Source organism: Micromonospora sp. NPDC000121 (genome assembly GCF_042899165.1).
Taxonomy (GTDB): Bacteria; Actinomycetota; Actinomycetes; order Mycobacteriales; family Micromonosporaceae; genus Micromonospora.
This window is the reverse complement of the sequence record NZ_JBIAZP010000001.1, coordinates 68,884-91,381: the sequence shown is the minus strand read 5'-3', so window position 1 is coordinate 91,381 and position 22,498 is coordinate 68,884. Positions and strand designations below refer to the sequence as shown.

23 protein-coding genes are annotated in these 22,498 nt (G+C 73.3%); 6 read left to right on the top strand and 17 right to left on the bottom strand.

Annotated features, from left to right (window positions below; all coding sequences use genetic code 11):
- Positions 1 to 23: 23 nt before the first annotated feature.
- The 4 genes from ACFY23_RS00460 to ACFY23_RS00445 form a co-directional block, all read right to left on the bottom strand.
- A complete protein-coding gene (locus ACFY23_RS00460) occupies positions 24 to 1,001 on the bottom strand; it encodes a UDP-glucuronic acid decarboxylase family protein (RefSeq protein ID WP_350678452.1) in 978 nt (325 codons plus the stop codon).
- A gap of 87 nt (positions 1,002 to 1,088) precedes the next feature.
- Positions 1,089 to 2,762 (bottom strand): cation acetate symporter, encoded by a 1,674-nt coding sequence (locus tag ACFY23_RS00455; RefSeq protein WP_350678455.1) that lies wholly within the window; start codon positions 2,760 to 2,762, stop codon positions 1,089 to 1,091.
- Positions 2,740 to 3,111 carry a DUF485 domain-containing protein gene (locus ACFY23_RS00450; protein WP_350678457.1) on the bottom strand — a complete coding sequence of 124 codons (372 nt, stop codon included), beginning with the start codon at positions 3,109 to 3,111 and terminating at the stop codon, positions 2,740 to 2,742. The genes ACFY23_RS00455 and ACFY23_RS00450 overlap by 23 nt, the downstream gene beginning before the upstream one ends.
- Positions 3,112 to 3,325: 214 nt before the next feature.
- The gene (locus ACFY23_RS00445; protein WP_350678460.1) at positions 3,326 to 3,892 is read right to left on the bottom strand and encodes a flavin reductase family protein; all 567 of its coding nucleotides are present in this window, start codon (positions 3,890 to 3,892) and stop codon (positions 3,326 to 3,328) included.
- 29 nt (positions 3,893 to 3,921) lie between these two features.
- On the opposite strand from ACFY23_RS00445, the gene ACFY23_RS00440 reads away from it, so the two are divergent.
- On the top strand, positions 3,922 to 4,176 hold the full coding sequence (locus ACFY23_RS00440) for a hypothetical protein (RefSeq protein ID WP_350678462.1): 255 nt from the start codon (positions 3,922 to 3,924) through the stop codon (positions 4,174 to 4,176).
- Between the two features lie 58 nt (positions 4,177 to 4,234).
- Here the strand turns inward: ACFY23_RS00440 and ACFY23_RS00435 are convergent, their stop codons facing one another.
- The 5 genes from ACFY23_RS00435 to ACFY23_RS00415 form a co-directional block, all read right to left on the bottom strand.
- A complete protein-coding gene (locus ACFY23_RS00435) occupies positions 4,235 to 4,750 on the bottom strand; it encodes an SRPBCC family protein (protein ID WP_350678465.1) in 516 nt (171 codons plus the stop codon).
- 55 nt (positions 4,751 to 4,805) lie between these two features.
- Positions 4,806 to 6,506, bottom strand: a complete 1,701-nt coding sequence (locus ACFY23_RS00430) for an ABC transporter permease (RefSeq protein ID WP_350678467.1) — start codon at positions 6,504 to 6,506, stop codon at positions 4,806 to 4,808.
- On the bottom strand, positions 6,491 to 7,255 hold the full coding sequence (locus ACFY23_RS00425; protein WP_350678470.1) for an ABC transporter ATP-binding protein: 765 nt from the start codon (positions 7,253 to 7,255) through the stop codon (positions 6,491 to 6,493). The genes ACFY23_RS00430 and ACFY23_RS00425 overlap by 16 nt, the downstream gene beginning before the upstream one ends.
- 96 nt (positions 7,256 to 7,351) lie before the next feature.
- Complete coding sequence (locus ACFY23_RS00420) at positions 7,352 to 8,992, bottom strand: cation acetate symporter (RefSeq protein WP_350819250.1); 1,641 nt, start codon at positions 8,990 to 8,992, stop codon at positions 7,352 to 7,354.
- A gap of 1 nt (position 8,993) precedes the next feature.
- On the bottom strand, positions 8,994 to 9,407 hold the full coding sequence (locus ACFY23_RS00415; protein ID WP_350682552.1) for a hypothetical protein: 414 nt from the start codon (positions 9,405 to 9,407) through the stop codon (positions 8,994 to 8,996).
- A gap of 278 nt (positions 9,408 to 9,685) precedes the next feature.
- On the opposite strand from ACFY23_RS00415, the gene ACFY23_RS00410 reads away from it, so the two are divergent.
- Positions 9,686 to 10,219 (top strand): sigma-70 family RNA polymerase sigma factor, encoded by a 534-nt coding sequence (locus tag ACFY23_RS00410; RefSeq protein ID WP_350682540.1) that lies wholly within the window; start codon positions 9,686 to 9,688, stop codon positions 10,217 to 10,219.
- On the top strand, positions 10,206 to 11,474 hold the full coding sequence (locus ACFY23_RS00405; RefSeq protein ID WP_350682538.1) for a hypothetical protein: 1,269 nt from the start codon (positions 10,206 to 10,208) through the stop codon (positions 11,472 to 11,474). The genes ACFY23_RS00410 and ACFY23_RS00405 overlap by 14 nt, the downstream gene beginning before the upstream one ends.
- A 79-nt stretch (positions 11,475 to 11,553) precedes the next feature.
- Here the strand turns inward: ACFY23_RS00405 and ACFY23_RS00400 are convergent, their stop codons facing one another.
- Complete coding sequence (locus tag ACFY23_RS00400; protein WP_350682536.1) at positions 11,554 to 12,204, bottom strand: DUF5701 family protein; 651 nt, start codon at positions 12,202 to 12,204, stop codon at positions 11,554 to 11,556.
- Positions 12,205 to 12,338: 134 nt separating this feature from the next.
- On the opposite strand from ACFY23_RS00400, the gene ACFY23_RS00395 reads away from it, so the two are divergent.
- The gene (locus tag ACFY23_RS00395; protein ID WP_350682534.1) at positions 12,339 to 12,830 is read left to right on the top strand and encodes a SigE family RNA polymerase sigma factor; all 492 of its coding nucleotides are present in this window, start codon (positions 12,339 to 12,341) and stop codon (positions 12,828 to 12,830) included.
- A 14-nt stretch (positions 12,831 to 12,844) separates the two neighbouring features.
- Positions 12,845 to 13,657 (top strand): hypothetical protein, encoded by an 813-nt coding sequence (locus ACFY23_RS00390; protein ID WP_350682532.1) that lies wholly within the window; start codon positions 12,845 to 12,847, stop codon positions 13,655 to 13,657.
- A 37-nt stretch (positions 13,658 to 13,694) separates the two neighbouring features.
- Here ACFY23_RS00390 and ACFY23_RS00385 read toward each other — a convergent pair whose 3' ends face one another.
- From ACFY23_RS00385 to ACFY23_RS00370, 4 genes are all read right to left on the bottom strand, one after another.
- Positions 13,695 to 14,456 (bottom strand): LytTR family DNA-binding domain-containing protein, encoded by a 762-nt coding sequence (locus ACFY23_RS00385; protein ID WP_350682550.1) that lies wholly within the window; start codon positions 14,454 to 14,456, stop codon positions 13,695 to 13,697.
- 126 nt (positions 14,457 to 14,582) lie between these two features.
- Positions 14,583 to 15,809, bottom strand: a complete 1,227-nt coding sequence (locus tag ACFY23_RS00380; RefSeq protein ID WP_350682530.1) for a histidine kinase — start codon at positions 15,807 to 15,809, stop codon at positions 14,583 to 14,585.
- Positions 15,810 to 15,848: 39 nt separating this feature from the next.
- Positions 15,849 to 17,420: a sugar transferase gene (locus ACFY23_RS00375; RefSeq protein WP_350682548.1), complete on the bottom strand. Its 1,572-nt coding sequence runs from the start codon at positions 17,418 to 17,420 to the stop codon at positions 15,849 to 15,851.
- 266 nt (positions 17,421 to 17,686) lie between these two features.
- Entirely contained in the window at positions 17,687 to 18,547 is an 861-nt protein-coding gene (locus tag ACFY23_RS00370) for a DNA-formamidopyrimidine glycosylase family protein (protein WP_350682528.1), read from the bottom strand.
- Between the two features lie 24 nt (positions 18,548 to 18,571).
- Between ACFY23_RS00370 and ACFY23_RS00365 the strand changes: the two genes are divergently transcribed.
- Entirely contained in the window at positions 18,572 to 19,840 is a 1,269-nt protein-coding gene (locus ACFY23_RS00365; RefSeq protein ID WP_350682526.1) for a glycosyltransferase, read from the top strand.
- A gap of 106 nt (positions 19,841 to 19,946) precedes the next feature.
- Here ACFY23_RS00365 and ACFY23_RS00360 read toward each other — a convergent pair whose 3' ends face one another.
- The 3 genes from ACFY23_RS00360 to ACFY23_RS00350 are packed head-to-tail and all read right to left on the bottom strand — an operon-like array spanning position 19,947 to position 22,427.
- Positions 19,947 to 20,666 carry a CDP-alcohol phosphatidyltransferase family protein gene (locus ACFY23_RS00360; RefSeq protein ID WP_350682524.1) on the bottom strand — a complete coding sequence of 240 codons (720 nt, stop codon included), beginning with the start codon at positions 20,664 to 20,666 and terminating at the stop codon, positions 19,947 to 19,949.
- Positions 20,641 to 21,708, bottom strand: a complete 1,068-nt coding sequence (locus ACFY23_RS00355) for an iron-containing alcohol dehydrogenase family protein (RefSeq protein ID WP_350682522.1) — start codon at positions 21,706 to 21,708, stop codon at positions 20,641 to 20,643. The genes ACFY23_RS00360 and ACFY23_RS00355 overlap by 26 nt, the downstream gene beginning before the upstream one ends.
- On the bottom strand, positions 21,696 to 22,427 hold the full coding sequence (locus ACFY23_RS00350; RefSeq protein WP_350682546.1) for a phosphocholine cytidylyltransferase family protein: 732 nt from the start codon (positions 22,425 to 22,427) through the stop codon (positions 21,696 to 21,698). Before ACFY23_RS00350 ends, ACFY23_RS00355 begins: the two co-directional genes overlap by 13 nt.
- Between the last annotated feature and the right edge of the window lie 71 nt (positions 22,428 to 22,498).

Below are 22,498 nucleotides of genomic sequence, written 5' to 3'. Positions count from 1 at the left end.
GCCGGCGTCGCCGGGGCGGTCGGTTACCCTAGCCGCTCGCGGAAGTACTCGATCGTGCGCCGGAGGCCGTCTTCGGGCGCCACGGTCGGCTCGTAGCCGAGCAGTTCACGGGCGAGGGTCAGGTCGGGGCGGCGCATCTCCGGGTCGTCGGCGCTGCGCGTGATGTAGGTCACCTCGGAGCTGCTGCCGCACAGTGACACGATCGTCTCGGCGAGTTGCCGCATGCTCATCTCGTGCTCGGTGCCGCAGTTGATCGGCCCCGTCTCGCGGGAGTCGAGCAGCAGCAGGATGCCGCGGACCAGGTCCGCCACGTAGCAGATCGACCGGGTCTGGTTGCCGGTCCCGTGCACGGTGATCGGCTCGCCGCGCAGCGCCTGGGAAATGAACGTCGGGATGGCGCGGCCGTCGTCCGGCCGCATCCGCGGGCCGTACGTGTTGAAGATCCGGACGATCGCGGCGTCCAGCCCACGGCTGCGGTGGTAGGCCATGGTGGCCGCCTCGGAGAAGCGCTTCGCCTCGTCGTAGACGCTGCGGATGCCGATCGGGTTGACGTTGCCCCAGTACGTCTCGCGCTGCGGGTGCTCCTTCGGGTCCCCGTACGCCTCGGAGGTGGAGGCCATCAGGAACCGGGCGCCGTCGGCGACCGCGCGGTCCAGCAGGTGCAGGGTGCCCACCGAGCCGACCCGGAGGATCTCCACCGGCAGCTTCTCGAAGTCCGTCGGGCTCGCCGGGGAGGCCATGTGCAGGATGGCGTCGAACCGCTCGGCCAGGGCCGGGTGGTGGGTCGGCAGCCCGTCGGAGATGTCGGCCTCGACCAGCGTGAACCTCGGCTCGTCCGCCAGGTGGGCGACGTTCTCCTTGGAGCCGGTGACGAAGTTGTCCAGGGCGACCACCGTGCAGCCGCGGGCGATCAGCGCGTCCACCAGGTGTGACGGTACGAAACCGGCGCCGCCGGTGACGAGGACGCGGTGACCGGTTCCGAAGCGTGCGGCAACGTTCATGCCGGTCAGCCTACCCATCGCCCCGGCTCCGCATCGGGCGTGGCGGGGAGGGGCCCCCGGCGCCGGGGGCCCCTCCGTCGGGTGAGGTCAGTGGGCGCCGGCGCCAGTGAGCGCGCGCACCTCCAGCTCGGCGTACTTCTCCTCGTCATGCTCCTTGGAGATCACCGTCCCGATCCAGCCGCACAGGAAGCCGAACGGGATGGAGAGGATGCCCGGGTTGGACAGCGGGAACCACTGCCAGTCGTGGTCCGGGAACATCGAGGTGGCCGCCCCCGAGACCACCGGCGAGAAGAACACCAGCAGGACGGCGGAGAGCAGGCCGCCGTAGATGGCCCAGACCGCGCCCGAGGTGTTGAACCGCCTCCAGAACAGGCTGTAGAGGATCGCCGGCAGGTTGCCCGACGCGGCCACCGCGAAGGCGAGCGCCACCAGGAAGGCCACGTTCAGGTTCTGCGCGTAGATCGACAGGACGATCGAGATCGCGCCGATCACCAGGGCGGAGATCCGGGCGACCCGCACCTCCTGCCGCTCCGACGCCGCCCCGTTCTTGATCACGTTGGCGTAGAAGTCGTGCGCCAGGCTGGACGAGGAGGCGAGTGTCAGGCCGGCCACCACGGCCAGGATGGTCGCGAAGGCGACCGCCGCGATGATCGCCAGGAGGGTCGCCCCGCCCAGGTCGCCGCCGAGGAAGTCGATGCCGAGCGCCTCGGCCAACTGCGGCGCCGCCGTGTTGCCGGCCTTGTCCTGTGCGGTGATCGCCTCGCCGCCCACCAGCGCCGCCGCGCCGAAGCCCAGGGCCAGGGTGAGCAGGTAGAAGGTGCCGATGATGCCGATCGCCCAGAGCACGCTCTTGCGGGCGGCCTTCGCGGTCGGGACGGTGTAGAACCGGATCAGGATGTGCGGCAGGCCGGCCGTGCCGAGCACCAGCGCGATGCCGAGCGAGAGCAGGTCCATCTTGCTGTAGAAGGTCTTCAGCGCGTCGCCGGGTGTGTCGACGCCGTACCGCAGCCCGGGTTCCAGGAAGGCGCTCCCCTTGCCGGAGGCGGAGGCGGCGTCGCCGAGCAGCGACGACAGGTTGAACTTGTACTTCGCCAGCACCAGCAGGGTCATCACCAGCGCGCCGCCCATGAGCAGGAACGCCTTGACGATCTGCACGTAGGTGGTGCCCTTCATGCCGCCCACGGTGACGTAGATGATCATCAGGGCGCCGACCATGATGATGGTGGCGACCTTGGCGGTGTCCGCGTCCATGCCGAGGAAGGTGGTGCCGGGCTTGATGCCGAGCAGCAGCGCGACCAGCGCGCCCGCGCCCACCATCTGGGCCAGCAGGTAGAAGATCGACACGGTGATGGTGGAGACCGCCGCGGCGGTACGCACCGGGCGCTGACGCATCCGGAAGGCCAGCACGTCGGCCATCGTGTAGCGGCCGGAGTTCCGCAGCAGCTCCGCGACCAGCAGCAGGGCCACCAGCCAGGCGACCAGGAAGCCGATCGAGTAGAGGAATCCGTCGTAGCCGTAGAGGGCGATGATGCCGGCGATGCCGAGGAACGAGGCGGCCGACATGTAGTCGCCGCCGATCGCCATGCCGTTCTGGAAGCCGGAGAAGGATCGGCCGCCGGCGTAGAAGTCGGTGGCGGTCTTGGTCTGCCGGCTGGCCCAGATGGTGATGGCGAGGGTCACCGCCACGAAGACCAGGAACAGGGTGATGGTGAGGTTGCGGGCGGTGGTGCTGCCCGCCTCAGCCGCGAGGACCGTGTTCATGCGTCACCTCCCCGATCTCGGCGCGGATCCGGTCGGCGACCGGGTCGATCCTCCGGTCGGCGTACCGGGAGTAGAGCCAGGCGATCACGAAGGTGGAGACGAACTGGAGCAGGCCGAAGACGAGGGCGACGTTGATGTTGCTGCCGAACAGCTTCGTGCCCATGAAGTCCCGCGCGTACGCGGACAGGATCACGTAGAGCGCGTACCACAGGAAGAACGCGACGGTCATCGGGAAGACGAAGCCGCGCAGCGCGCGACGCAACCCGGCGAACTCGTCAGACCGTTGTACGGCGAGGTACCGGTCCGCCGCTGACGCGGAGGGCGCGGACGCGGGTGTGTCCGTGGACATTTTGTGGATCACCACCTTCACAGGCGTCGGGTGTTTCGCGCACGGTAGAAAGCGCGCTCCCCGCCAGGGAAGGCTGATATCGATGCCGGTCGGCGGCTGCGCCGAACGGCACGGTGGCTGCGCCGAGTGACGCAGCTCACTCCGCTGAGCGGTCGTCGGGGTCGACTCGCTGGCCGTCGCCAGCCACGGGCCGGTGGCCCGGGGCCGGTCCTCGTCAGGTCAGCTCGCGGTACCGGCCCCGGTAGTGCAGCAGCGGGTCCGTCTCCCCGGTCAGCTCGACGGCCTCGATGGTGGCCTCCACCAGCAGGCCCCAGCCGTACTCGCGGGCGGCGTCGAGCCGGCACCCCGCCCAGCCCCCGGCGTCGGTCGGCACCGGACCGTAGGGCGTGTCGGTCCACGCCCCGGTGGCGAAGAGGCCGCCCGGCGACGGGAAGAGGCCGGCGAACCGGTCGGCGAGCTGCCGGTGCGACGGGTTCAGCGGGGCCACCGCGAAACGGCCGGCGGACTCGACCGCCGCCCACAGGTCCGACTCCGGGTCGACCAGGCCGAGCAGCCGGTCCGGCTCGCCCTCCGCGACCAGCGTCGACGACACCGTCAGGCCCGCCGGCCCGGGCGCCGTCCAGAGGGTCACCGGCGAGGCCAGCCGGCCCCGCAGCCGGCGTACGGGGGAGCGCTCCCCGGCGGGCACGGCGAACGGGTCGGTGTGGTGGATCTCGGCGCCCGGCTCATGATTCACGTGAAACATTGTGCCGCCCCGGGCCCGCGCCCGGCGGGCGTACATGGTGGCCCTCCGGTCCTATCCTGCCGGACATGGCTCACGTGACGCCGCAGCAGCTCGCCCAGGCCCGTGCCGTCGGCGCCGACGCCGTGCTGCGCAACGAGGTCGACTTCCGCGGCTACCCCTACCGGCACCTCGCCCTGGTCGCCCGAGCCGGGTTCGCGGACAGCCCCGTCACCCAGCTGCTGGCGGCCGTCGAGTACCTCTCGCAGTACGGGTGGGAACTGGTCAACGTGACCGCGGCGAGCGGCAGCAGCCAGCTGTACGCCTTCATCCGCCTCCGCTGAGACCGGGCACCCCGGCCGGCGGCGACGGCCCGATCCGCCGGGGCACGGGGCGATCGGCTCAGCCCGCGCCCCGACCGTTGTGGTCCTCGGCGGCGAGGGAACGGCGGGCGGCGGAGAGCACCTCCGGGTCCGTGCAGCCGGCGGCGTACCCGGCGATCCGGCGGCGGATGTCGCGGCCGAGCAGCCAGGCCCCGATCCGGTCCGCGACCGGGCGGAGGAACGCGGGCCGGCAGCGGAAGCTGTACCGCCAGGTGGCGATCGCGTGGCCGGGCTCCGGAGCGGGCGCGAATCGCCAGCCTCCGGCGAACATCTCGAAGAACCACGGCCCGCGCACCATCTTCATGCCGACGTGGCTCGGCGGCGCCCAGGAGACGTACTCGCTGACCATGGTCAGCCCGTGTCGGGAACGGGTGAAGGTGCGCACGCCCTTGCCGGGCCGGGTCGCCCCGTCGGTGAAGTGCTGCTCCCGGACGAACGGATCCCAGCGGTAGCGCACCGGCGCGGTGGTCTGGGAGACCGCGAAGGCCAGCTCGGGTGGCACGGGGACGGTCGCCACCGCCTCGACGACGGGCATCAGGCCATTGTGCCGCCGCCCGGCAACCGCCAGCGCGGCGTGCGCCGGCCCGCCGTCAGCGGCGGGGGGTCACCGTGGCGAGCAGCTCCGGCATCCGGCGGTCCAGCACGTCGCCGGCCAGGTACGCGCCGAGCAGCGCCGCGCCCAGCCCGTACGCCGCGCCGAGCGGCAGGGCCAGCCACAGCCAGACGTCGCCGAGCAGCCCGGCGGCCACCACCATCGGCACCGCGGCGACCGCCGAGGCGAGCATGGACAGCAGGGTGAGGAAGCTCTTCGCCACCCCGGCGCCGCTGTTCAGCGCGAACGGGTTGCTCGTCTCCGGCAGTGAGTACGCCCCGAGCACCGAGACGAAGGTGTTGACGGCGAGCCCCGCGCCGTAGGTGGCGAACAGGGTGCCCGCCATCAGCCCGATCCAGCCGGGCTCGCCGAGGAGGGTGGCGAGCACGACCGCGACGACCCCCAGCATGGGCAGCACGTAGAGCGAGAACGCGGCCATCCGGGCGCGCAGCTCCACCTGCCCCGGCACGCCCGCCACCACGTTGGCGGCGTACGCGCTGCCGTCGAAGCCGAACTGGTTGGCCAGGGTGACCGCCGCGAGCAGGCCCACGAAGAGCATCGACAGACTGACCAGCACGGGCGATGCCGTGTCGGGGACGCTGAACCCCTGCTCTTCCCCCACGGTGAAGCCGGAGCCGCCGAGGTTGACCATGACCGGCACGAAGATGCCGACCACCGCGACGGTGATCAGGTTGGCCCGCCGCCGGGCGTCCCGCCACCAGTAGCGGGCCTCCCGGGCGACCAGCGCGCCGAACCGGTCCCGGCGGACCCAGCCGACCACGCGCGGGAAGAGTTGGGCGACCGCCCCGCCGGGCACGCCCCGCTGGGCTCGGGCCGGGCCGGCGCTGGCCGCGCCCACCATGGCCGACTCCAGCGAGCGGGACCACCAGGCCAGCAGCGCGACGATCGCCGCCGCCGTGATCAGCAGTTTCACCGGGGCGGCCCAGGCGCGGCCCTCGGCCACGTCGATGCCGGCCGTCCAGGGGGCACCGAACGGCGTCCAGCCGATCACCTCGGCCACGCCGTCGAGCCGGTCCCAGTCGGCGTCCTGCAGGGCGGCGACGCCCACGAGCTGCAACGGGCCGAGCAGCGCGGCGAGCGCGGCGAGCAGCACGGCGGCCAGGTCACGGACCCGGCGGGACCGCAGCGCGGTGGCGAACGCGCTGGTGACCGCCCGCGCGGACGCGACGCAGAGCAGCAGCCCTGCGACCACCCCGACCGCCGTCACCGCGGCGGCGGACCAGCCGCCCAGCGCCCCGGCGGTGACCACCAGCCCGGAGAGGGCCAGCAGCGTCGCGACCGCCGGGACGCTCACCAGGGCGGCGGCGAACAGGCCGGTGACGAGCGTGCGGCGGGGCAGCGGCAGCAGCGCGAACCGGGCCGGGTCCAGCGTCTCGTCCACCCCGAAGAAGACCAGCGGCAGCAACAGCCAGCCGAGCACGGCCAGGCCGCCGCCGAGGGAGCCGACCATCAGCGCGTAACGGCCCTCGTCGGCCAGGCCGGGCGCGGCGAAGAGGAAGAAGCCCGTGCCGGCGAACCACAGGCCGACCACCACGCCGGCCACGAAGAGCGCGATCCGCCAGCCCTGGCCCCGGAAGTTGTTGCCCATCACCCGCAGCTTCAGCCGGACGAAGTGCCGGGCGGAGACCCGCCGGGCCGGCGGCGCGGGGCTGGCCGGGTCGGTCACCGCGACAGCCACGCCAGCTCCTCGCCCGTCGCCGTACGGCCGCCGACCACCTCGACGAAGACCTGCTCCAGCGAGCGGCCGCCGCGCACCTCGTCGATGGCCCCGACCCGCTTGATGGTGCCCGCCGCCAGGATCGCCACGTGCGAGCAGAGCCGCTCGACGACCTCCATGACGTGGCTGGAGAAGACGACCGTCCCGCCCCCGGCCACGTACCGGTGCAGGATGTCCCGGATCAGCGCCGCCGACACCGGGTCGACCGCCTCGAAGGGCTCGTCCAGCACGAGCAGCCGGGGCCCGTGCAGCAGCGCGCAGGCCAGGCCGATCTTCTTCTTCATGCCGGCGGAGTAGTCGACCACCAGGGTCCGCCCGGCGTCGCCGAGCGCGAGCACGTCCAGCAGTTCCGCCGCCCGCTGGTCGACCACCGTCGGGTCCATGCCGCGCAGCAGGCCGTGGTACGCGAGCAGCTCCGCGCCGCTGAGCCGGTCGAAGAGCCGTACGCCGTCCGGCATCACGCCGAGCAACTGCTTCGCGGCCACCGGGTCGGTCCAGACGTCGTGCCCGAGGACCCACGCCCCGCCGGCGTCGGGCCGGAGCAGGCCGACCGCCATGGACAGGGTGGTCGTCTTGCCGGCGCCGTTCGGGCCGAGCAGGCCGTAGAAGGAACCGGCCGGGACGTCCAGGTCGACACCGGCCACCGCGACCTTGCCGTCGAACTGTTTGGCCAGGCCACGGAGGGAGAGAGCCGGGTGCTCAGCAGTCATGCGTCCGACCGTATCCGGCATCGGCCAGCCACCGGTCCGGCCGCAGGATGATCCCCGGTCATCCCCGAGACGTACCCCGGGCACGGCGGCGGTCGCTCACAGCCGCAGCGCCTCCGGCGCGTGCAGCCGGAGCATGGTGGCACCGACGTCGGCCGGCGCCCGGCGGCGGGTCGCCACGGACACCGCCACCATCACGGTGAAGGCCAGCGGCACCGTCCAGGCGGCCGGCTGCGCGGTGAGCGTGGCCGGCCAGCCGGACAGCGGCGGGCCGAGCACGGTGACCAGCACCGCCCCGACCGCGGCGCCGCCGCCGACCAGGATGCCGGCGGCGGCGCCGGCGTCGGTCAGCCCGCGCCACCAGATGCCGAGCACCAGCAGCGGGCAGAAGCTGGACGCGGCGACCGCGAACGCCAGCCCGACCACCTGGGACACGTCCAGCCCGGCGAGGTTGAGCGCGAGCACCGCCGGCACGCCGCCGGCGATCACCGTGGCCAGCCGGAAGCCGCGGACCGAGCCCCGGCCGAGCACGTCGGTCGAGATCACCCCGGCGACGCTGGTGAGCAGCCCGGACGAGGTGGAGAGGAAGGCCGCGAACGCGCCGGCCGCGACCAGCGCGGCGAGCAGCCGCCCGGTCACCCCGTCGCCCAGCGCGGCGCCCGGCAGCAGCACCACCACCGCGTCCGTCTGGCCGGTGACCAGCAGTTGCGGGGTGTAGATCCGGCCGAGCACCCCGTAGATGGTGGGCAGCAGGTAGAACGCGCCGACCAGGGCCAGCACGACCAGCGTGGTGCGCCGGGCGGCCGCGCCGTCCGGGTTGGTGTAGAAGCGCACCAGCACGTGCGGCAGCCCCATGGTGCCGAGGAAGGTGGCCAGGATCAGCGAGTAGGTCGCGAACAGGCCCCGGTCGTCGTCCCCGGCGGTGCTGGGCAGCAGCCAGTCGGCCGCATCGGTGGCCACCCCGGAGACCTCCGGCACCGGGTCACCGGCGGCGAAGGACAGTTCGTCGCCGGGGCGTACCTCCCGGATCCGGCCGTCGGGGAGGGTGAGGGTCGCGCGGTGCTCGACCACCACGGTGGTCGCGGTCCGGAACGTCGGCCCGTCGGGCGGGGTCACCGCCGGCCGGGCGTCGGCCTGCCACTGCAACGCCAGGAAGATCGCCGGTACGGCGAGCGCGGTCAGCTTCAGCCAGTACTGGAACGCCTGGACGAAGGTGATCGCGCGCATGCCGCCGAGCGCCACGTTCGCGGTGACCACCACGGCCACCAGCAGGGCCCCCAGGGGGTACGGCGAGCCGGTCACCGTCGCCAGCGTCAGCCCCGCCCCCTGGAGCTGCGGCACCAGGTAGAGCCAGCCGATGAAGATCACGAAGATTGTGGCGAGGGTGCGCAGCCGGCGCGACCCGAGCCGCAGCTCGCAGAAGTCCGGCAGGGTGAACGCGCCGGAGCGGCGCAGCGGCGCGGCCACGAAGAGCAGCAGGGCGAGGTAGCCGGCGGCGAAGCCGACCGGGTACCAGAGCACGTCGACGCCGTACTTGAGGATCAGCCCGGCGACGCCGAGGAAGCTCGCCGCCGACAGGTACTCCCCGCCGATCGCGGCCGCGTTCCAGGTGGGGCTGATCGCGCGGGAGGCGACCAGGAAGTCGGAGGTGGTGCGGGCCAGCCGCAGCCCGTAGAAGCCGATGCCGACGGTGACCAGGGTGACCGCCACGATCGCCGGGACGACGAACCCGTTGCCCACCTCAGCGCTCCGGCCGCTGGACCAGGTCGGTGAAGTCCTGCTCGTTCCGTTCGGCCAGCCGCACGTACGCCCAGCCGACCGCGATCAGGAACGGGAACGAGACCACGCCGAGCAGCAACCAGGGCAGGTTGACGCCGAGCACGGTGATCCGGCCGACGTCGGGCGCGATGGCGAACAGCCACGGCAACCCGCCGAGCCCGATCGCCACCACCAGGGAGAGCCGCAGGGCCAGCGCGAACTGGGCCCGGACCAGCCCCCGGACGAGCGCCTCGCCGACCCGGGTCTGCTGGGCCAGCTCGGCGCGGGTGCGCTCCGCCCGGTCCTCCCGGCGGGACACCTCGGCCAGCACGATCCGGGCCCGGGGCTGGGCGGCCGGAGCCTGTCCCGGTACGCCCGGCCGTGGCTGCCCGGACAGCCCCGGCCGTGACTGTTCGGGCGGCCCGGGCCGGCCTGCGGTCCGGGCCGCCCGGGCGCGATCGTCGGCGGCGGCCACCCCGGCAGTCTCGCCTGATCAGCGCGAATGTCAAGGGGGCCGCCTTACCTTGCGCCCGCTCCGGGCCGGCGCGGCGGAGCCGTCCACACCGGTTGTGCATAACCTGTGGAGAACGCGTCACCCCTGTGGATAACTCCGTGGAAACCGCCGCCACCGGAACCTTCTGCCCCGCTGGCGAGTGGGAGAGATGGAGAAGGGAGGTGACGGTGTCCGACGGTGATCCGATCTCGGAGGTCTACGCCGGGTGTTTCCGCCGGCTCGTGGTCCAGCTCTACGCGGTGACCGGCGACCTGAGCGAGGCGCAGGAGGCGGTCCAGGAGGCGTTCACCCGTGCGCTCGCCGCGCCCCGGCGCTTCGCCGGGCTGGAGAACCCGGAGGCATGGCTGCGGCGGGTGGCGGTCAACGTCGCGCGCAGCCGCCACCGGCGTCGCCGGGTGCTCGACGGGTTGCTGCGCCGGATCGGCCCGCCGCCGGTCGTCGCGGACACCGCGCCGGAACACCTAGCGCTGCTCGCCGCCCTGCGGCAGCTGCCCGAGGGGCAGCGGCACGCGCTCGCCCTGCACTACCTCATCGACCTGCCGGTGGACGAGGTGGCGGCGACGCTCGGCGTTTCCGCCGGCACGGTCAAGTCCCGCCTGTCGCGCGGCCGGCAGGCGTTGGCGGCATTGCTCACCGACTCCGACTCCGACGCCATCGACAGCATGCAGACCGGGAGGGCCGATGTCCGATCGTGAGTTCACCGGGTTCGACGTCGGGACCGTCGCCGACGCCGTCCGTCAGCCGCCGCTCGACGACCTGTGGGCGGCCGCCCGGGCCCGCCGCCGGCAGCGTGCCGCCGGGTTGGCGCTGGCCCTCGTCGTTGCCTTCGCCAGCATGGCGGTCCTGCCCCTGGCCGCCGGCAACCGGGGGGGCGACTGGGCCGGCCCGGAACAGCCTCCGGTGAAGCCGTACCGGGGCGGGCAGCTCTTCGTGACCGGACCGGACTCGGGCGTCGTTGCGGGAGTGTGGGACAGCGACGGGGGATGTACCACCGTGCGGTTCAGACACACCGATGACGGCGGGCGGAGTTGGACCGGCGACGAGGCGACCCGCTACCGCAGCACCCGCTGCGGCGAGGACGCCGAGGGAAGGCCGCTCGCCATCCCGGAGTTCTCGGTGCTCGGGCAGCGCTCCTACCTGGTCCGCGACGGGGACCTGCTGAAGCTCTCCACCGACTACGGCCGTACCTGGCGGGACGCCGCGCAGGCGATGGTGACGGTGTCCGCCTTCCCGGCGAAGGCCCGGCCGGTCTTCTGTCAGGACGTGGGCTGTGGCGCGCTCCGGGAACCGGTGGCCGTGGACCCGTTGACGGGGGCGGTCTACCGGCTCGGCGGCACGCCACCGTCGCCCTATCCGCCCTTCAGCATCTACCCGAGCGTGGACGGAGCCATCTGGGTGACCTACTGGCCGGGTGACGTCGGCGTCATGGTGGTCGCTCGGAGCGTGGACCGGGGCGCCACCTGGAATACCTGGCGACCGGCCAAGAGAGCGGACGTGCGTGCGGTGGTCGGGGTCAGTGGACAGGAGGCGTACCTGTTGATCAACCCGCCGCCGCCGGGTGCGTCACCGATGGCGGTGGAGGGTCCGGTCCAGCTGCTGCGGACCACCGATGGCGGGAGGAGTTGGGCGGACGTCGGCACCGACCTGCCCGACACGCCCGAGACGCTGGCGGCCACCGTCGGCTCGGACGGCGCACTGCTGGTGGCCGAGTCGGACAACGTCGGCGGTGAGAACGAGGTGCCCACCTTCACCTCGCGTCTCTGGGCCAGCCGGGACTCCGGGCGGCACTTCACCACGGTCCGCGCGTACGACCGGCGCGACGGCGGGGTCGGCGCCGCCCCCGGGTACGCCTGGCTCTACGGCCGCGACGACATGACGGTGGGCGGCCCGGACCACGTGCAGCTCACCACGGACGGCGTGACCTGGACCCGGTTCCCTCTCCCGGACTGACCGGGCGCGGGACGGCCGGGCAGAGGCGATCAGACCGGGACGGCCGGGGCGTCAGCTCCTCGGCCGTCCCGGCGACCGCTCAGGGCAGGCCGACGCGCTCCGGACGGGCGGAGGCGGAGCCGAGCCAGGTGTGTGGGTTGCCGTACCAGCACCAGCCGAGCTTCGGCGCGTTCTGGCTGATCCAGAGCGCCGGCACCCGCTTGTCGCCGCAGCGGGAGCCGACCAGCGAGAAGCACTTGTTCTTCGCCAGCGCCTCGGGGTGCAGGGTGACGAAGGCGATTCCCTCGTCGATGCTGAGCGGCAGCCGGCCCTGGCCGGTGATCACCTCCATCGCGGCGGCAGGGGCCAGGTTCAGCGTCTCCTCGCCCCGGTCGACGTCGAAGAGCAGGTACGCCGGGCCGGCCGGCACCTCCAGTTCCTTGATCGGGTCGAACTTCGGCAGGTCGTCGTCGGCGTAGTGCCGGTCGATGACGCCCGGCTTCCGCTTGCCGGCCAGGGTGAGCCGTGCGACGCGCTCCTCCACCGGCACCAGGTCGCGGGTGATCACCAGCAGGAAGGGCACCCGTCCCTCGGTCGGCGCGGGCAGGCCCGCCGCCCCGGTGACGGCTGCCGCCCGCAGCGGGGCGACGAGGGCACGGAAGGCGTCCTCGGTCAGCTCGGCGAGGGCCGGATAGCCCAGCTCCACCAGCCGGTCGAGCTGGCGGTCGAATTCGGTCGCGGCGTCGAACAAGGCGGCCTCCTCTGTCGTACGGAGTACCGTACAGCGTACGACACGCCGCTTCTATTCCCGGCGTCCAGAGGCAACCTTCGCGGCACACCACTCCGTCGTACGGCCGTGATGGTCAGTGGAGAGGAAACAGCGCGGTGAGGCGAGCCGAGGAGGACGACTTCCACGCCTTCGTCGCCGAGCGGATGGATCGCTGGCGGCGCAGCGCGTACCTGCTCTGCCAGGACTGGCACACCGCCGACGACGTCGTGTCGGTCGCCGTCGCGAAGCTCTACCGGGGCTGGCGACAGGTGGCCCGGGCGGAGAACCGCGACGCGTACGCCCAGCGGGTGCTGACCCGCTGCTGGCTCGACGAGCGGCGCCGCCCCTGGCACAACCGGGAGCAGCCCAGGGCGGCAATGCCGGACGCGGCCGGCGCGGTGCCGGAGACGGTGACCGACCGGGACGGGCTCGCCGCGTTGCTGCGCTCGCTCGCCCCGAGGCAGCGGGCGGTGCTCGTCCTGCGCTTCTACCTCGACTACTCGGTGGAGGAGACGGCCCGGATGCTCGGCATCTCGGCCGGCACGGTCAAGAGCCAGTCGGCACGCGGACTGGCGAATCTGCGTACCGCCGTCAACGGCCAGTTCTGAGCGGGAGGCACCCGATGAGTCACCAGTTGTTCGACGAGTTGATCGGCACGCCGCCGCCGGCCCGGGTGGACGTGCCGGCCATCGTCCGGCGGGAACGGCGCGCCCGGGCCACCCGGCGACTCGGCGGCTCACTGGCCGCCGTGCTGGCCCTGGCGCTGGCCGGTGGCGTCGCCGCCGTACCCGGGCAGAGGCCCGGCCCGGCGCCGGCCCCGCCGCCGGTCGCGGCCTCCCCGGACACCCGGTTCCGGCTGGTCTTCGACACCGAGGAGGCGGCCGACACCACCGCCCGGCGGCTCAGCCAGGAACTGGATCAGGCGCTGCGGGAGGTGGCGCCCGGCGCGACGTGGTTCTGGATGCCGGACCACGTCGGCGAGGCACGCAAGCCCGACGGGCAGCCACCGAGGTTCACCCACAACGGCACCTCCGACCTGGTCAACGGCGCCTCCGGGGTGAGCTACCAGGGGCGGAAGGGGACGCTGGGCGTGTCCATCGCACCGGACCGGAGCAGCCCGGACGGGACCGGATTCCACTGGCCCTGCCGGCTTCCGCCGGACATCCAGGAGGACAACCGGTACCGCCGGGTGTGTGCGGAGGGGGCGACCCCGAGCGGCGGCCGGACGAAGTCCGAGACCTACACGGGCCGGCGGCGGCAGAGCGTGCAGCACGTCGTCACCGTTCAGTTGCCGGGCAACCGGGTGCTCGAGGTGAGCGTCCTCAACATGGTCGGGGTGGACGAGTCGGCGGTGCCGGCGCAGCCGGAGTCGCCGCTGTCCCAGGAACAGGTGACCGCCATCGCGCGGTATCTGGAGGGGCGGGTCAAGGCCTGACGGCCGGCCGTCGGAGCGGGCAGGGCTGGCGTCGCGGTCAGCGGTTCCAGTCCTGCTTGGCCGCGCGGACCAGCTTGTCCTTCAGCTCGCGGGTGTGCCGGCGGCTGACCGGCAGTTCGGCCGAGTCGACCACCACGACGTAGCCGGAGTTGACCAGCCGCAGCTCGGCGATCAGCTTGAGCTGCACCAGGTACGACCGGTGGATCCGGACGAACCCGGCATCCGCCCAGCGCTCGGCCAGGGTCGCCAGCGACACCCGGACCAGGTGCGAGCCGTCGGCGGTGTGCAGCCGCGCGTAGTCGCCCTGCGCCTCCACCCAGCGCACCGCCGAGCGGGGCAGCATCCGCGTGGTGCCGGCCAGCTCGATCGGGATGGTCGGGTCCTCCTCCGCCCGCGCGAGGGCCGCCGGGTGCGACGGCACCACCCGGGAGCCGATCACCCGGCGCAGCGACTCGGCGAGGCGCTCGGCGCGTACCGGCTTGCGGACGTAGTCGGTGGCGCCCAGGTCGAACGCGTCCACCGCCCCGTCGTCGTACGCGGTGACGAAGACGATCGCCGGCGGGCGGGCGAACCGGCGCAGCACCCGGGCCAGCTCCATGCCGTCCAGCCCGGGCATCCGGATGTCGAGGAAGACCACGTCCACGTCGCCGTCGCGGAGCACCCGCAGCGCCTCGGTGGCGTCCCCCGCCGTGTGCAGCCGGGCCACCCGGGGGTCGGCCCGCAGGTGGTACGCCAGCTCGTCCAGCGCCGGCGGCTCGTCGTCGACCGCCAGCACCCGGAGGAAACCGGACGGGTTCACCCCGCCACTCACGGTGCCGCCTCAGTTCGCGGCTGCGGGGCTCGCAACCCCGGCTCACTCCTCGCGCTCACGGCGCCACCTCGGTTCGCGGCTGCGGGGCTCGCAGACCCGGCTCACTCCTCGCGCTCACGAGCCCGCCCGTACGCCGGGGTGGAACTTCGGCACCCGCATGCTCACCTTCGTGCCGGACCCGAGACCCGTCTCGACGACGAGGCCGAAGCCGTCCCCGAAGACCGAGCGGAGCCGCTCGTCGACGTTGGAGAGGCCGACGTGCTGGCCCGGGTCGTCGCCCGGGTCCCCGGTGGCGCCGGCCAGCTCGGCGATGCCGGCGGTCAGCGCGGTCGGATCCATCCCCACTCCGTCGTCCTCCACCGTTATGTGACATTCCGTGCCCGCGTCCCGGGCCTCGATGCACACCATGCCCGTGCCCGGCTTGCGGGACAACCCGTGCCGGACGGCGTTCTCGACCAGCGGTTGCAGGCAGAGGAACGGCAGGGTCACGGGCAGCACCTCAGGGGCGATCTGGAGGCGCACCTGGAGCCGGTCGCCGAACCGGGCCCGCTCGATGGTCAGGTAGCGGTCGATCGAGCGCAGCTCCTCGGCCAGCGTGGTGAACTCGCCGTGCGCCCGGAACGAGTACCGGGTGAACTCGGCGAACTCCAGGATCAGCTCCCGGGCCCGGTCCGGGTCGGTGCGCACGAACGAGCCGATCGCGGTCAGCGCGTTGTAGATGAAGTGCGGGCTGATCTGGGCGCGCAGCGCGCGCACCTCGGCGCGGGCCAGCCGCTCCCGGGAGGAGTCCAGCTCGGCCAGGGCGAGCTGGTTGCCGGCCCAGTGCGCCGTCTCCAGGGTGGCCTGCACCAGGCCGGGCGCCGGCTGACCGTCGGCGACCGCGACCAGCGCGCCGACCCTGCGCCCGTCGGCGCCGGTCAGCGGCGCGACCACCGCGCCGCGCACCGGGCAGTCCACCCGGTCGCAGTGCAGCTCCGAGTCGCCGAGCACGGTCGAGCGGCCCGTCGCCACGGCCCGCCGGGCCGCCGCGACCAGTTGGTCGTCGTGGTGCCCGCCCCGCCCGTCGAGGGCGAGCAACGTGTCCCGGTCCGTCAGCGCCAGCCCGGCCGCCCCGACCAGGGCCCGCAGGTGGCGTACGGCCTTCGCCGCGTTGGCCGCGCCCAGGCCGGCGCGCAGCGGTTCGGCGGCCAGCCCGGCGGTGTGCAGCACCTCGTAGGTGGCCCGCTGGGTGGCCGTGGCGATGCCCCGCCGCCCGCGCAGCCGGACCACCGCGAACAGGGCAGCGCCCAGCGCGGTGACCAGCGAGACGACGCCGAAGACGGCCGAGAGGTTGCCACCCACGCAGCGATCCTGGCCCCTGTCGGCCCGATCGCCAAGGGGTCAGTACGCGCCCTTGCGGGCGAGCACCACCCCGACCGTGCGCCACAGGATGCTCAGGTCGTACGCCAGCGACCAGTTGTCGACGTAGTAGAGGTCGAGCCGGACCGCCTCGTCCCAGGACAGGTCGGAGCGGCCGGAGACCTGCCACAGCCCCGTCATGCCGGGCCGGACCAGCAGCCGCCGGCGCACGTCGCCGAGGAAGTCGCCGTCGTCGGCGGGCAGCGGGCGCGGCCCGACCAGCGACATCTCGCCCTTGAGCACGTTGATCAACTGGGGCAGCTCGTCCAGTGACGAGGCCCGCAGGAAGCGGCCCACCGGGAAGACCCGCGGGTCCTGCTTCATCTTGAACAACATGCCGTCGGTCTCGTTCTGGTCGACCAGACTGGCCAGCCGGTCCTCCGCGTCCACGTACATGGTGCGGAACTTCCAGACCCGGAAGGTGCGGCCCTCGTGGCCGACCCGGGGCTGGCGGAAGAACACCGGGCCGGGGTCGGAGAGACGGATCGCGATCCCGATGGCCAGGAAGACCGGGATCAGCAGCAGCAGGCCGAGCCCGGCGGCCACCCGGTCCATCAGGTTCTTGGCCAGCAGCGCCGGCCCGGACAGGGTCGGCTCCTCGACGTGCAGCAGCGGCAGGCCCTCGATCGGCCGGATGTGCACTCGGGGGCCGGCGATGTCGGTGAGCTGCGGGGCGACGACCAGGTCGACGCCGGAGCCCTCCAACTGCCAGGCCAGCCGGCGCAGCTCGCCCGGCTCGGCGCTGGCCGAGCCGCAGACCGCGATGGTGTCGCCGCCGACCTCCCGGACCAGGGCGAGGACGTCGCGGCCCGCGTACACCGGGACCGGGGTCTCGATGCCCTTGGCGGCCGCGTAGCCGTCGGTGACGTGGATGGCGACCGGCATCAGCCCGGCGGCCGGGTTGCGGGTGACCGCGGTGTAGACCTCCAGGCACTCCGGCAGGGTGCCGACCAGCACCATCCGGTGCCCGGCCTGGCCGATGTTGCGCCGGACCACGTGCAGCACGAATCGGCAGAGGATCCGGTTCAGCAGGATCAGCAGCAGCGCCGCGAGCAGGGCGGTGCCGACCGTGTACCGGGAGAGGTCGGTCTTGGTGGCGAAGGCGAGGAAGGAGACGGTGGCGGCGACGGCGACGCCGGCCCGGATCACCCGCTTGAACTCGTCCGGCCCGAGGCCGAGGTAGCGCCGGTCGTAGGCCCGGTTGGCCCAGAGGCTGACCACCCAGCCGAGCGGCAGCAGCAGGAACGCGACCGTGTGGAACCAGGTCGGGTCCTGCTCGGCGTTGTAGAAGCCCGCCCGGGACTGGTCGAACGTCTCGATGGCGATCAGGCTGGCGACCGCGGCGGCGGCGAAGTCGAGCAGCAGCAGGAGGGTGATGTAGGGGCGGTGCCAGCGCGACACGCGACGGCGGGCCCGGGCCCACGCGGACCGGGGCACGCCGTTGTGGGACGGCGACGCCGGCGGCTGGATCTCGAAGCTGTCGACGTGCCGCACGAGTTTGCTCCGGCCTGTGTTGGTTACCGGGCGCTGGAGGCTTGTCGTCACCTCACCCATGTCCTCCCGCATGACACGTGCCGCTCACTCGCCGTGAGGGCCCGGGTCGCCCACCGTCCCAGTCTCCCATGCGGTGCCGCCCCGGGACGCGGACCCGAGGGACGTTGCGCCGGTGTGGTGCCGCCTGGCGTCTGGCCGGCTCCGCGCCATTTCAGAAGCCGGGGACCGAGCCACTATACCGACGGATGGCGGCCCCGGTAGTGCTCCGACTCCGACCTTCGGCGCGCAATGGCCGATTCCTCTGCGTAGCCGAGGAGTGTCGTTACTCACCGTACGAGGCGGGACAACCGACGGTCAGCGAGGGGCTTGCCGCCGGTCTGACAGGTGGCGCAGTACTGGAGGCTGGAGTCGGCGAACGAGACCTCGCGGACCGTGTCGCCGCAGACCGGACAGGGCTGCCCGGTCCGGGCGTGCACCTTCAGGCCCGAGCGCTTCTCGCCCTTCAGCTCGGCCGCCTTCTGCCCGACCGACCGGCGCACCGCGTCGCCGAGCACCTCCCGCGTCGCCGCGTGCAGGGTCGCGAGCTGGTCGTCGGTCAGCCGGTGGGTCAGCGCGAACGGCGACAGCCTCGCCGCGTGCAGGATCTCGTCGGAGTACGCGTTGCCGACGCCGGCCAGCACCGTCTGGTCGGTGAGCACCCCCTTGACCTGGCCCTTGCGGCTGCGCATCCGCTCGGCGAAGGTGGCCGGGTCGGCGGCGAGGGCGTCGGGGCCGAGCCGGGCCACCCCGGGCACCGTCGCCGGGTCCGTGACCAGGTAGACGGCGAGGCTCTTCTGGGTGCCGGCCTCGGTCAGGTCGAAGCCGGAGCCGTCGTCGAGGCGTACCCGCAGCGCGACCGGGCCCTTGCCGGGCCGCAGCGGGGCGGCGGACGGGAACGCCTCCCGGTAGTGCAGCCAGCCCGCCCGGGCCAGGTGGACCACCACGTGCAGGTCGCCGTCGAGCACCACGTCGAGGAACTTGCCGTGCCGGCGGGCGTCCACCACGGCCCGCCCGGCGGCGGCGGTCGGCGCCGGGTCGTACGTCTTCAGGGCGCTGATCGCGGCGACCTCGAGCCGGTCGACGCGCCGCCCCACCGCGCGCTCGCGCAGGTAGCCCGCGAGCGCCTCAACCTCCGGTAGTTCGGGCACCAGCCAACGGTAGCCTTCTTTCCCGTGAGAATCGTGGTGGCGCACAACCGGTACCGGGAAGCCCAGCCGTCCGGTGAGAACACGATCGTCGACGCGGAGATCGCCCAGCTCACCGCGGCCGGCGTCGAGGTGCTGCCGTTCATCCGCAGCTCGGACGAGATCCCGACGATGCCGAAGACGGCCAAGGCGCTGCTGCCCATCTCCCCGATCTGGGCGCCCCGCGCGCAGGAGGACCTGAGCCGGCTGATCACCGAGCACCGGCCGGACGTGCTGCACCTGCACAACCCGTACCCCCTGATCTCGCCCTGGGTGGTGCGGACCGCGCACCGGCACGGCGTGCCGGTGGTGCAGACGGTGCACAACTACCGGCAGGTCTGCTCCTCCGGGCTCTACTTCCGGGACGGGATGATCTGCCAGGACTGCCGGGGCCGGGCGCTGGGCGTGCCGGCGATCGTGCACCGCTGCTACCGGGGCTCCCGGGCGCAGAGCGCGCTGATGGCGACCACCCTGGCCGTGCACCGCGGCACCTGGCGCTCGGTGGACCGGTTCATCGCGCTCACCTCGGCGGTCGCCGACCACCTGCGCGACTACGGCATCCCGGCCGAGCGGATCGTGGTCAAGCCCAACGGCATCCCCGACCCGGGGGCGCCCGCGCCGCTCGGCGACGGCTTCCTGTACATGGCCCGGCTCTCCCCGGAGAAGGGGCTGGACCTGCTGCTGGACGCCTGGCGGCGACACCCGGACGGCGCGCTCGGCCCACTGCGCATCGCCGGGGACGGCGAACTGCGCCCGCTGGCCGAGGCCGCCGCCGCCGAGCGCGCCGACGTGACCTACCTCGGGCCGCTGGACCGCGCCGGAGTACGCGCCGCGATCGAGGCCAGCGCGGTCATCGTGGCCGCCTCCACCTGGCACGACGTGCTGCCCACGGTGATCATCGAGGCGCTGGCGAGCGGCCGGCCGGTGCTCGGAACCGCCCTCGGCGGCATCCCGTACCTGCTCGGCGCGGATGCCCCGCGCGAACCCGCCGGCACCGGCCCGGCCTCCGTCGCCACGGCCGCGCCGGGTGAGGGCCGGGTCGCGCTGCCCACCGGCGTGGAGGCGGGCGAGGCGGGATGGACGGTGCCGCCGGAGCCGGCCGCCATGGCCGCCGCCCTGCCGGTGGCCCGGGCCGGCGCGGCGCGGCTGGCCCCGGCGGCGCGCGCCCGCTACGAGCGCACCTTCCACCCGGACGTGGTGACCCGCCAGTTGATCGACGTGTACGCGAGCATCTCGGCCACCGCCGCGCCCCGCTGAACGCCTCGTTGGCCGCTTCCCGGTCGAGCCCGACCATTGAGCGCCCCGCCCGCCGCGTTAGCAGGGGCCCCTTCCTGTGCAGAAGCCGTTAACAGGGTGCCCTTCCTTACAGCGAGGCGCGGGCGGAGAAGGCGATGCTGGCGAGCAGGAAGCCGCCGTTGACGATCGTGAAGGCGACCACCACCCAGAGGGCGAGGGCGGGGGCGAAGGTCAGCACCAGACCGGCCAGGAAGATCACCGCGCCGTAGTCGCGGACCAGCTTCACCAGGCGTACGGGCAGCGAGGTCGAGGTGACCATGCTGGCCGCGTTCGGGCCGGCCTGCATCACCGAGGTGACCAGGTTGACCATCCAGGTGCCGGCGAAGACCGCGACGAGCCAGGTCGGCGTCGACGGCTCCTGCGCCACCGCCGTCGCCGCCAGCGCGGCGACCAGGGCGATCTGGGCGGCCACGTCGGCGAGCACGTCGACCCGGGCGCCGGCCGCGCTGCCCTGCCCGGTCACCCGGGCGAGCTGACCGTCGGCGCAGTCCAGGGCGTACGCGACCTGCCAGCCCACGAGGGCGAGCAGCCCGACCGCCCAGGCCGGCACCTCGCCGGCGGCGACCCGACCGGCGAGCGCGACCACGGTGACCGAGGTGGCCAGGCCGAGCACCAGGTTGAGCAAGGTCAGCGCGGTCGGGCGCAGCCCGAGGCGGTGGGCGACGAGCGCGAAGACCGCGCCCAGCCACTGGCTGACCGATTCGCTGAACAGGCCGCCGCCCCGGTTCACCCGGTGGAAGTCGGCGACGGTGGGGCGGGGCTCAGCCAAGGTGGTCGCGGATTGCACCGGCGTAGTCTGCCAGCCGCTCCCGGATCTCGGTAGGCGACATCGCCAGGTGTTCGAGGATGGTGTAGCGGTCCGGCCGGGTACGCGGCGCGAAGTCAACCGCCTCGACGAACTGCTCGTCGGTCAGCCCGAGGCCTGCCGGACCCGTCGGCAGCCCGTGCCGGTGCAGGCAGCGGGCCAACTGCCCGAACCGCTCCAGGTCGTCGCGCAGGAACGTGCAGAACAGCGCGCCGACGCCGGCCTGCTCGCCGTGCGAGCCGGTGCCCGGGAAGAGCCGGTCGATCGCGTGCGAGATCTCGTGGTCGCCGCCGCTCGCGGGCCGGCTGGAACCGCAGATCGACATCGAGATGCCGCCCAGGATCAGCGCCTCGGCCAGCGTGGTGAGGAAGCCGTCGTCGGTGATCTTCCCGGGGTGGTTGATCAGCGCCTCGGCGCCCGTCCGGGCCAGGGTCACCGCCAGGCCGTCGATCGGCTCGCCGCGCACCTCGTGGGCGAGTTCCCAGTCGGCGCAGGCGCTCAGGTTGCTCACCGCGTCGCCGATGCCCGCCTGGGTCTGCCGGTCCGGCCCGTGCTCCACGAAGTCCAGGTCGACCATGACCGCGATCGGGATGTGCACGCCGTAGGAGCCCTTGCCGCCCTCGTGGGTCAGCGAGGCGACCGGCGAGGCGATCCCGTCGTTGGCCAGGCTGGTCGCCACGGTCACCATCGGGATGCCGTACCGGGTGGCCGCGTACTTCGCGGTGTCGATGGTCTTGCCGCCGCCGATGCCGACCACCGCGTCGTAGTTGCGGCGGCGGAGCTGGTCGCCCAGCTCGTTGGCGGAGTCGAGGCTGCCCCCGGCCACCGTGAACACGTCGGCCGAGCCCAGGGTGGGCCGGCACAGCTCGACGATCCGCTCGCCCTGCCCGGGCCCGACCACCACCGCCACGTCCCCGCCGGCCGAGATCCGCCGGTCGGCCAGGAGCGGCCCCAGGTCGGCCACCGCCCCCCGCCGCACCTCGATCGCGAGCGGGGTGTTGACGGTACGGGCTAGTAGCGGCACGCGATCTCCCGCGCGCGGGCCAGGTCGGCGTGGTTGTCGACCTCGACCCAGGAGACGTCCCCGATCGGCGCCGCCCGCACCTCGCCGCCCCGGTCGGCGAACTCCTGGTAGCCGTCCTCGTAGTAGAGGTTCGGGTCGCGCCGCCAGGTCGCCTCCAGCGCGTCGGCGAGGGCGTCGGCCACCTGCGGCTCGATCAGCGTCGCGCCGATGTACTCCCCGTACGCCTCGCCCGGATCCATGATCTTGGTGATCCGGGTGAGCTGGCCGGCCGCGTCGAAGGTGGTCTTCATCTCCTCCTCGGCCAGCGCCTTGATCGTGTCGACGGCGAGCAGGATGCCCGGGCCGCGCTCGGCCAGCAGGGTCTTCTCCACGCTCACCGGGTGCACGGTGTCGCCGTTGACCAGCAGCACGCCCCGGGAGAAGTGCTCCCGGGCCAGCCAGAGCGAGTACGCGTTGTTCCACTCCTCGGCCTTGTCGTTGTGCACCAGGGTCAGCGTGACGCCGTACCGCTTCTCCAGGTCGGCCTGCCGTTCGCGTACCGCGTCGGCCGCGTAGCCGACCACGATCACGATCTCGGTGAGCCCCACCTCGGCCAGGTTGCGCAGCGCGATGTCCAGGATGGTGGTGTCACCGTCCACCGGCACCAGCGCCTTCGGCAGGGTGTCGGTGTACGGGCGCAGCCGGCGCCCCGCCCCGGCCGCGAGCACCATCCCGATCATTGAGGCGTCCTCCCTCGTACGACTCCCGGTCACCGCTGGAGGATAGCGCCGCGTGACGGCGCCGCTGTGGC

What these genes read in the sequence shown, in the direction of transcription:
- ACFY23_RS00460 (WP_350678452.1), bottom strand. Translation starts at nt 1,001, where the DNA reads ATGAACGTTGCCGCACGCTTCGGAACCGGTCACCGCGTCCTCGTCACC.
- ACFY23_RS00455 (WP_350678455.1), bottom strand. Translation starts at nt 2,762, where the DNA reads ATGAACACGGTCCTCGCGGCTGAGGCGGGCAGCACCACCGCCCGCAAC.
- ACFY23_RS00450 (WP_350678457.1), bottom strand. Translation starts at nt 3,111, where the DNA reads ATGTCCACGGACACACCCGCGTCCGCGCCCTCCGCGTCAGCGGCGGAC.
- ACFY23_RS00445 (WP_350678460.1), bottom strand. Translation starts at nt 3,892, where the DNA reads ATGTACGCCCGCCGGGCGCGGGCCCGGGGCGGCACAATGTTTCACGTG.
- ACFY23_RS00440 (WP_350678462.1), top strand. Translation starts at nt 3,922, where the DNA reads ATGGCTCACGTGACGCCGCAGCAGCTCGCCCAGGCCCGTGCCGTCGGC.
- ACFY23_RS00435 (WP_350678465.1), bottom strand. Translation starts at nt 4,750, where the DNA reads ATGCCCGTCGTCGAGGCGGTGGCGACCGTCCCCGTGCCACCCGAGCTG.
- ACFY23_RS00425 (WP_350678470.1), bottom strand. Translation starts at nt 7,255, where the DNA reads ATGACTGCTGAGCACCCGGCTCTCTCCCTCCGTGGCCTGGCCAAACAG.
- ACFY23_RS00405 (WP_350682538.1), top strand. Translation starts at nt 10,206, where the DNA reads ATGTCCGATCGTGAGTTCACCGGGTTCGACGTCGGGACCGTCGCCGAC.
- ACFY23_RS00390 (WP_350682532.1), top strand. Translation starts at nt 12,845, where the DNA reads ATGAGTCACCAGTTGTTCGACGAGTTGATCGGCACGCCGCCGCCGGCC.
- ACFY23_RS00375 (WP_350682548.1), bottom strand. Translation starts at nt 17,420, where the DNA reads ATGGGTGAGGTGACGACAAGCCTCCAGCGCCCGGTAACCAACACAGGC.
- ACFY23_RS00350 (WP_350682546.1), bottom strand. Translation starts at nt 22,427, where the DNA reads ATGATCGGGATGGTGCTCGCGGCCGGGGCGGGGCGCCGGCTGCGCCCG.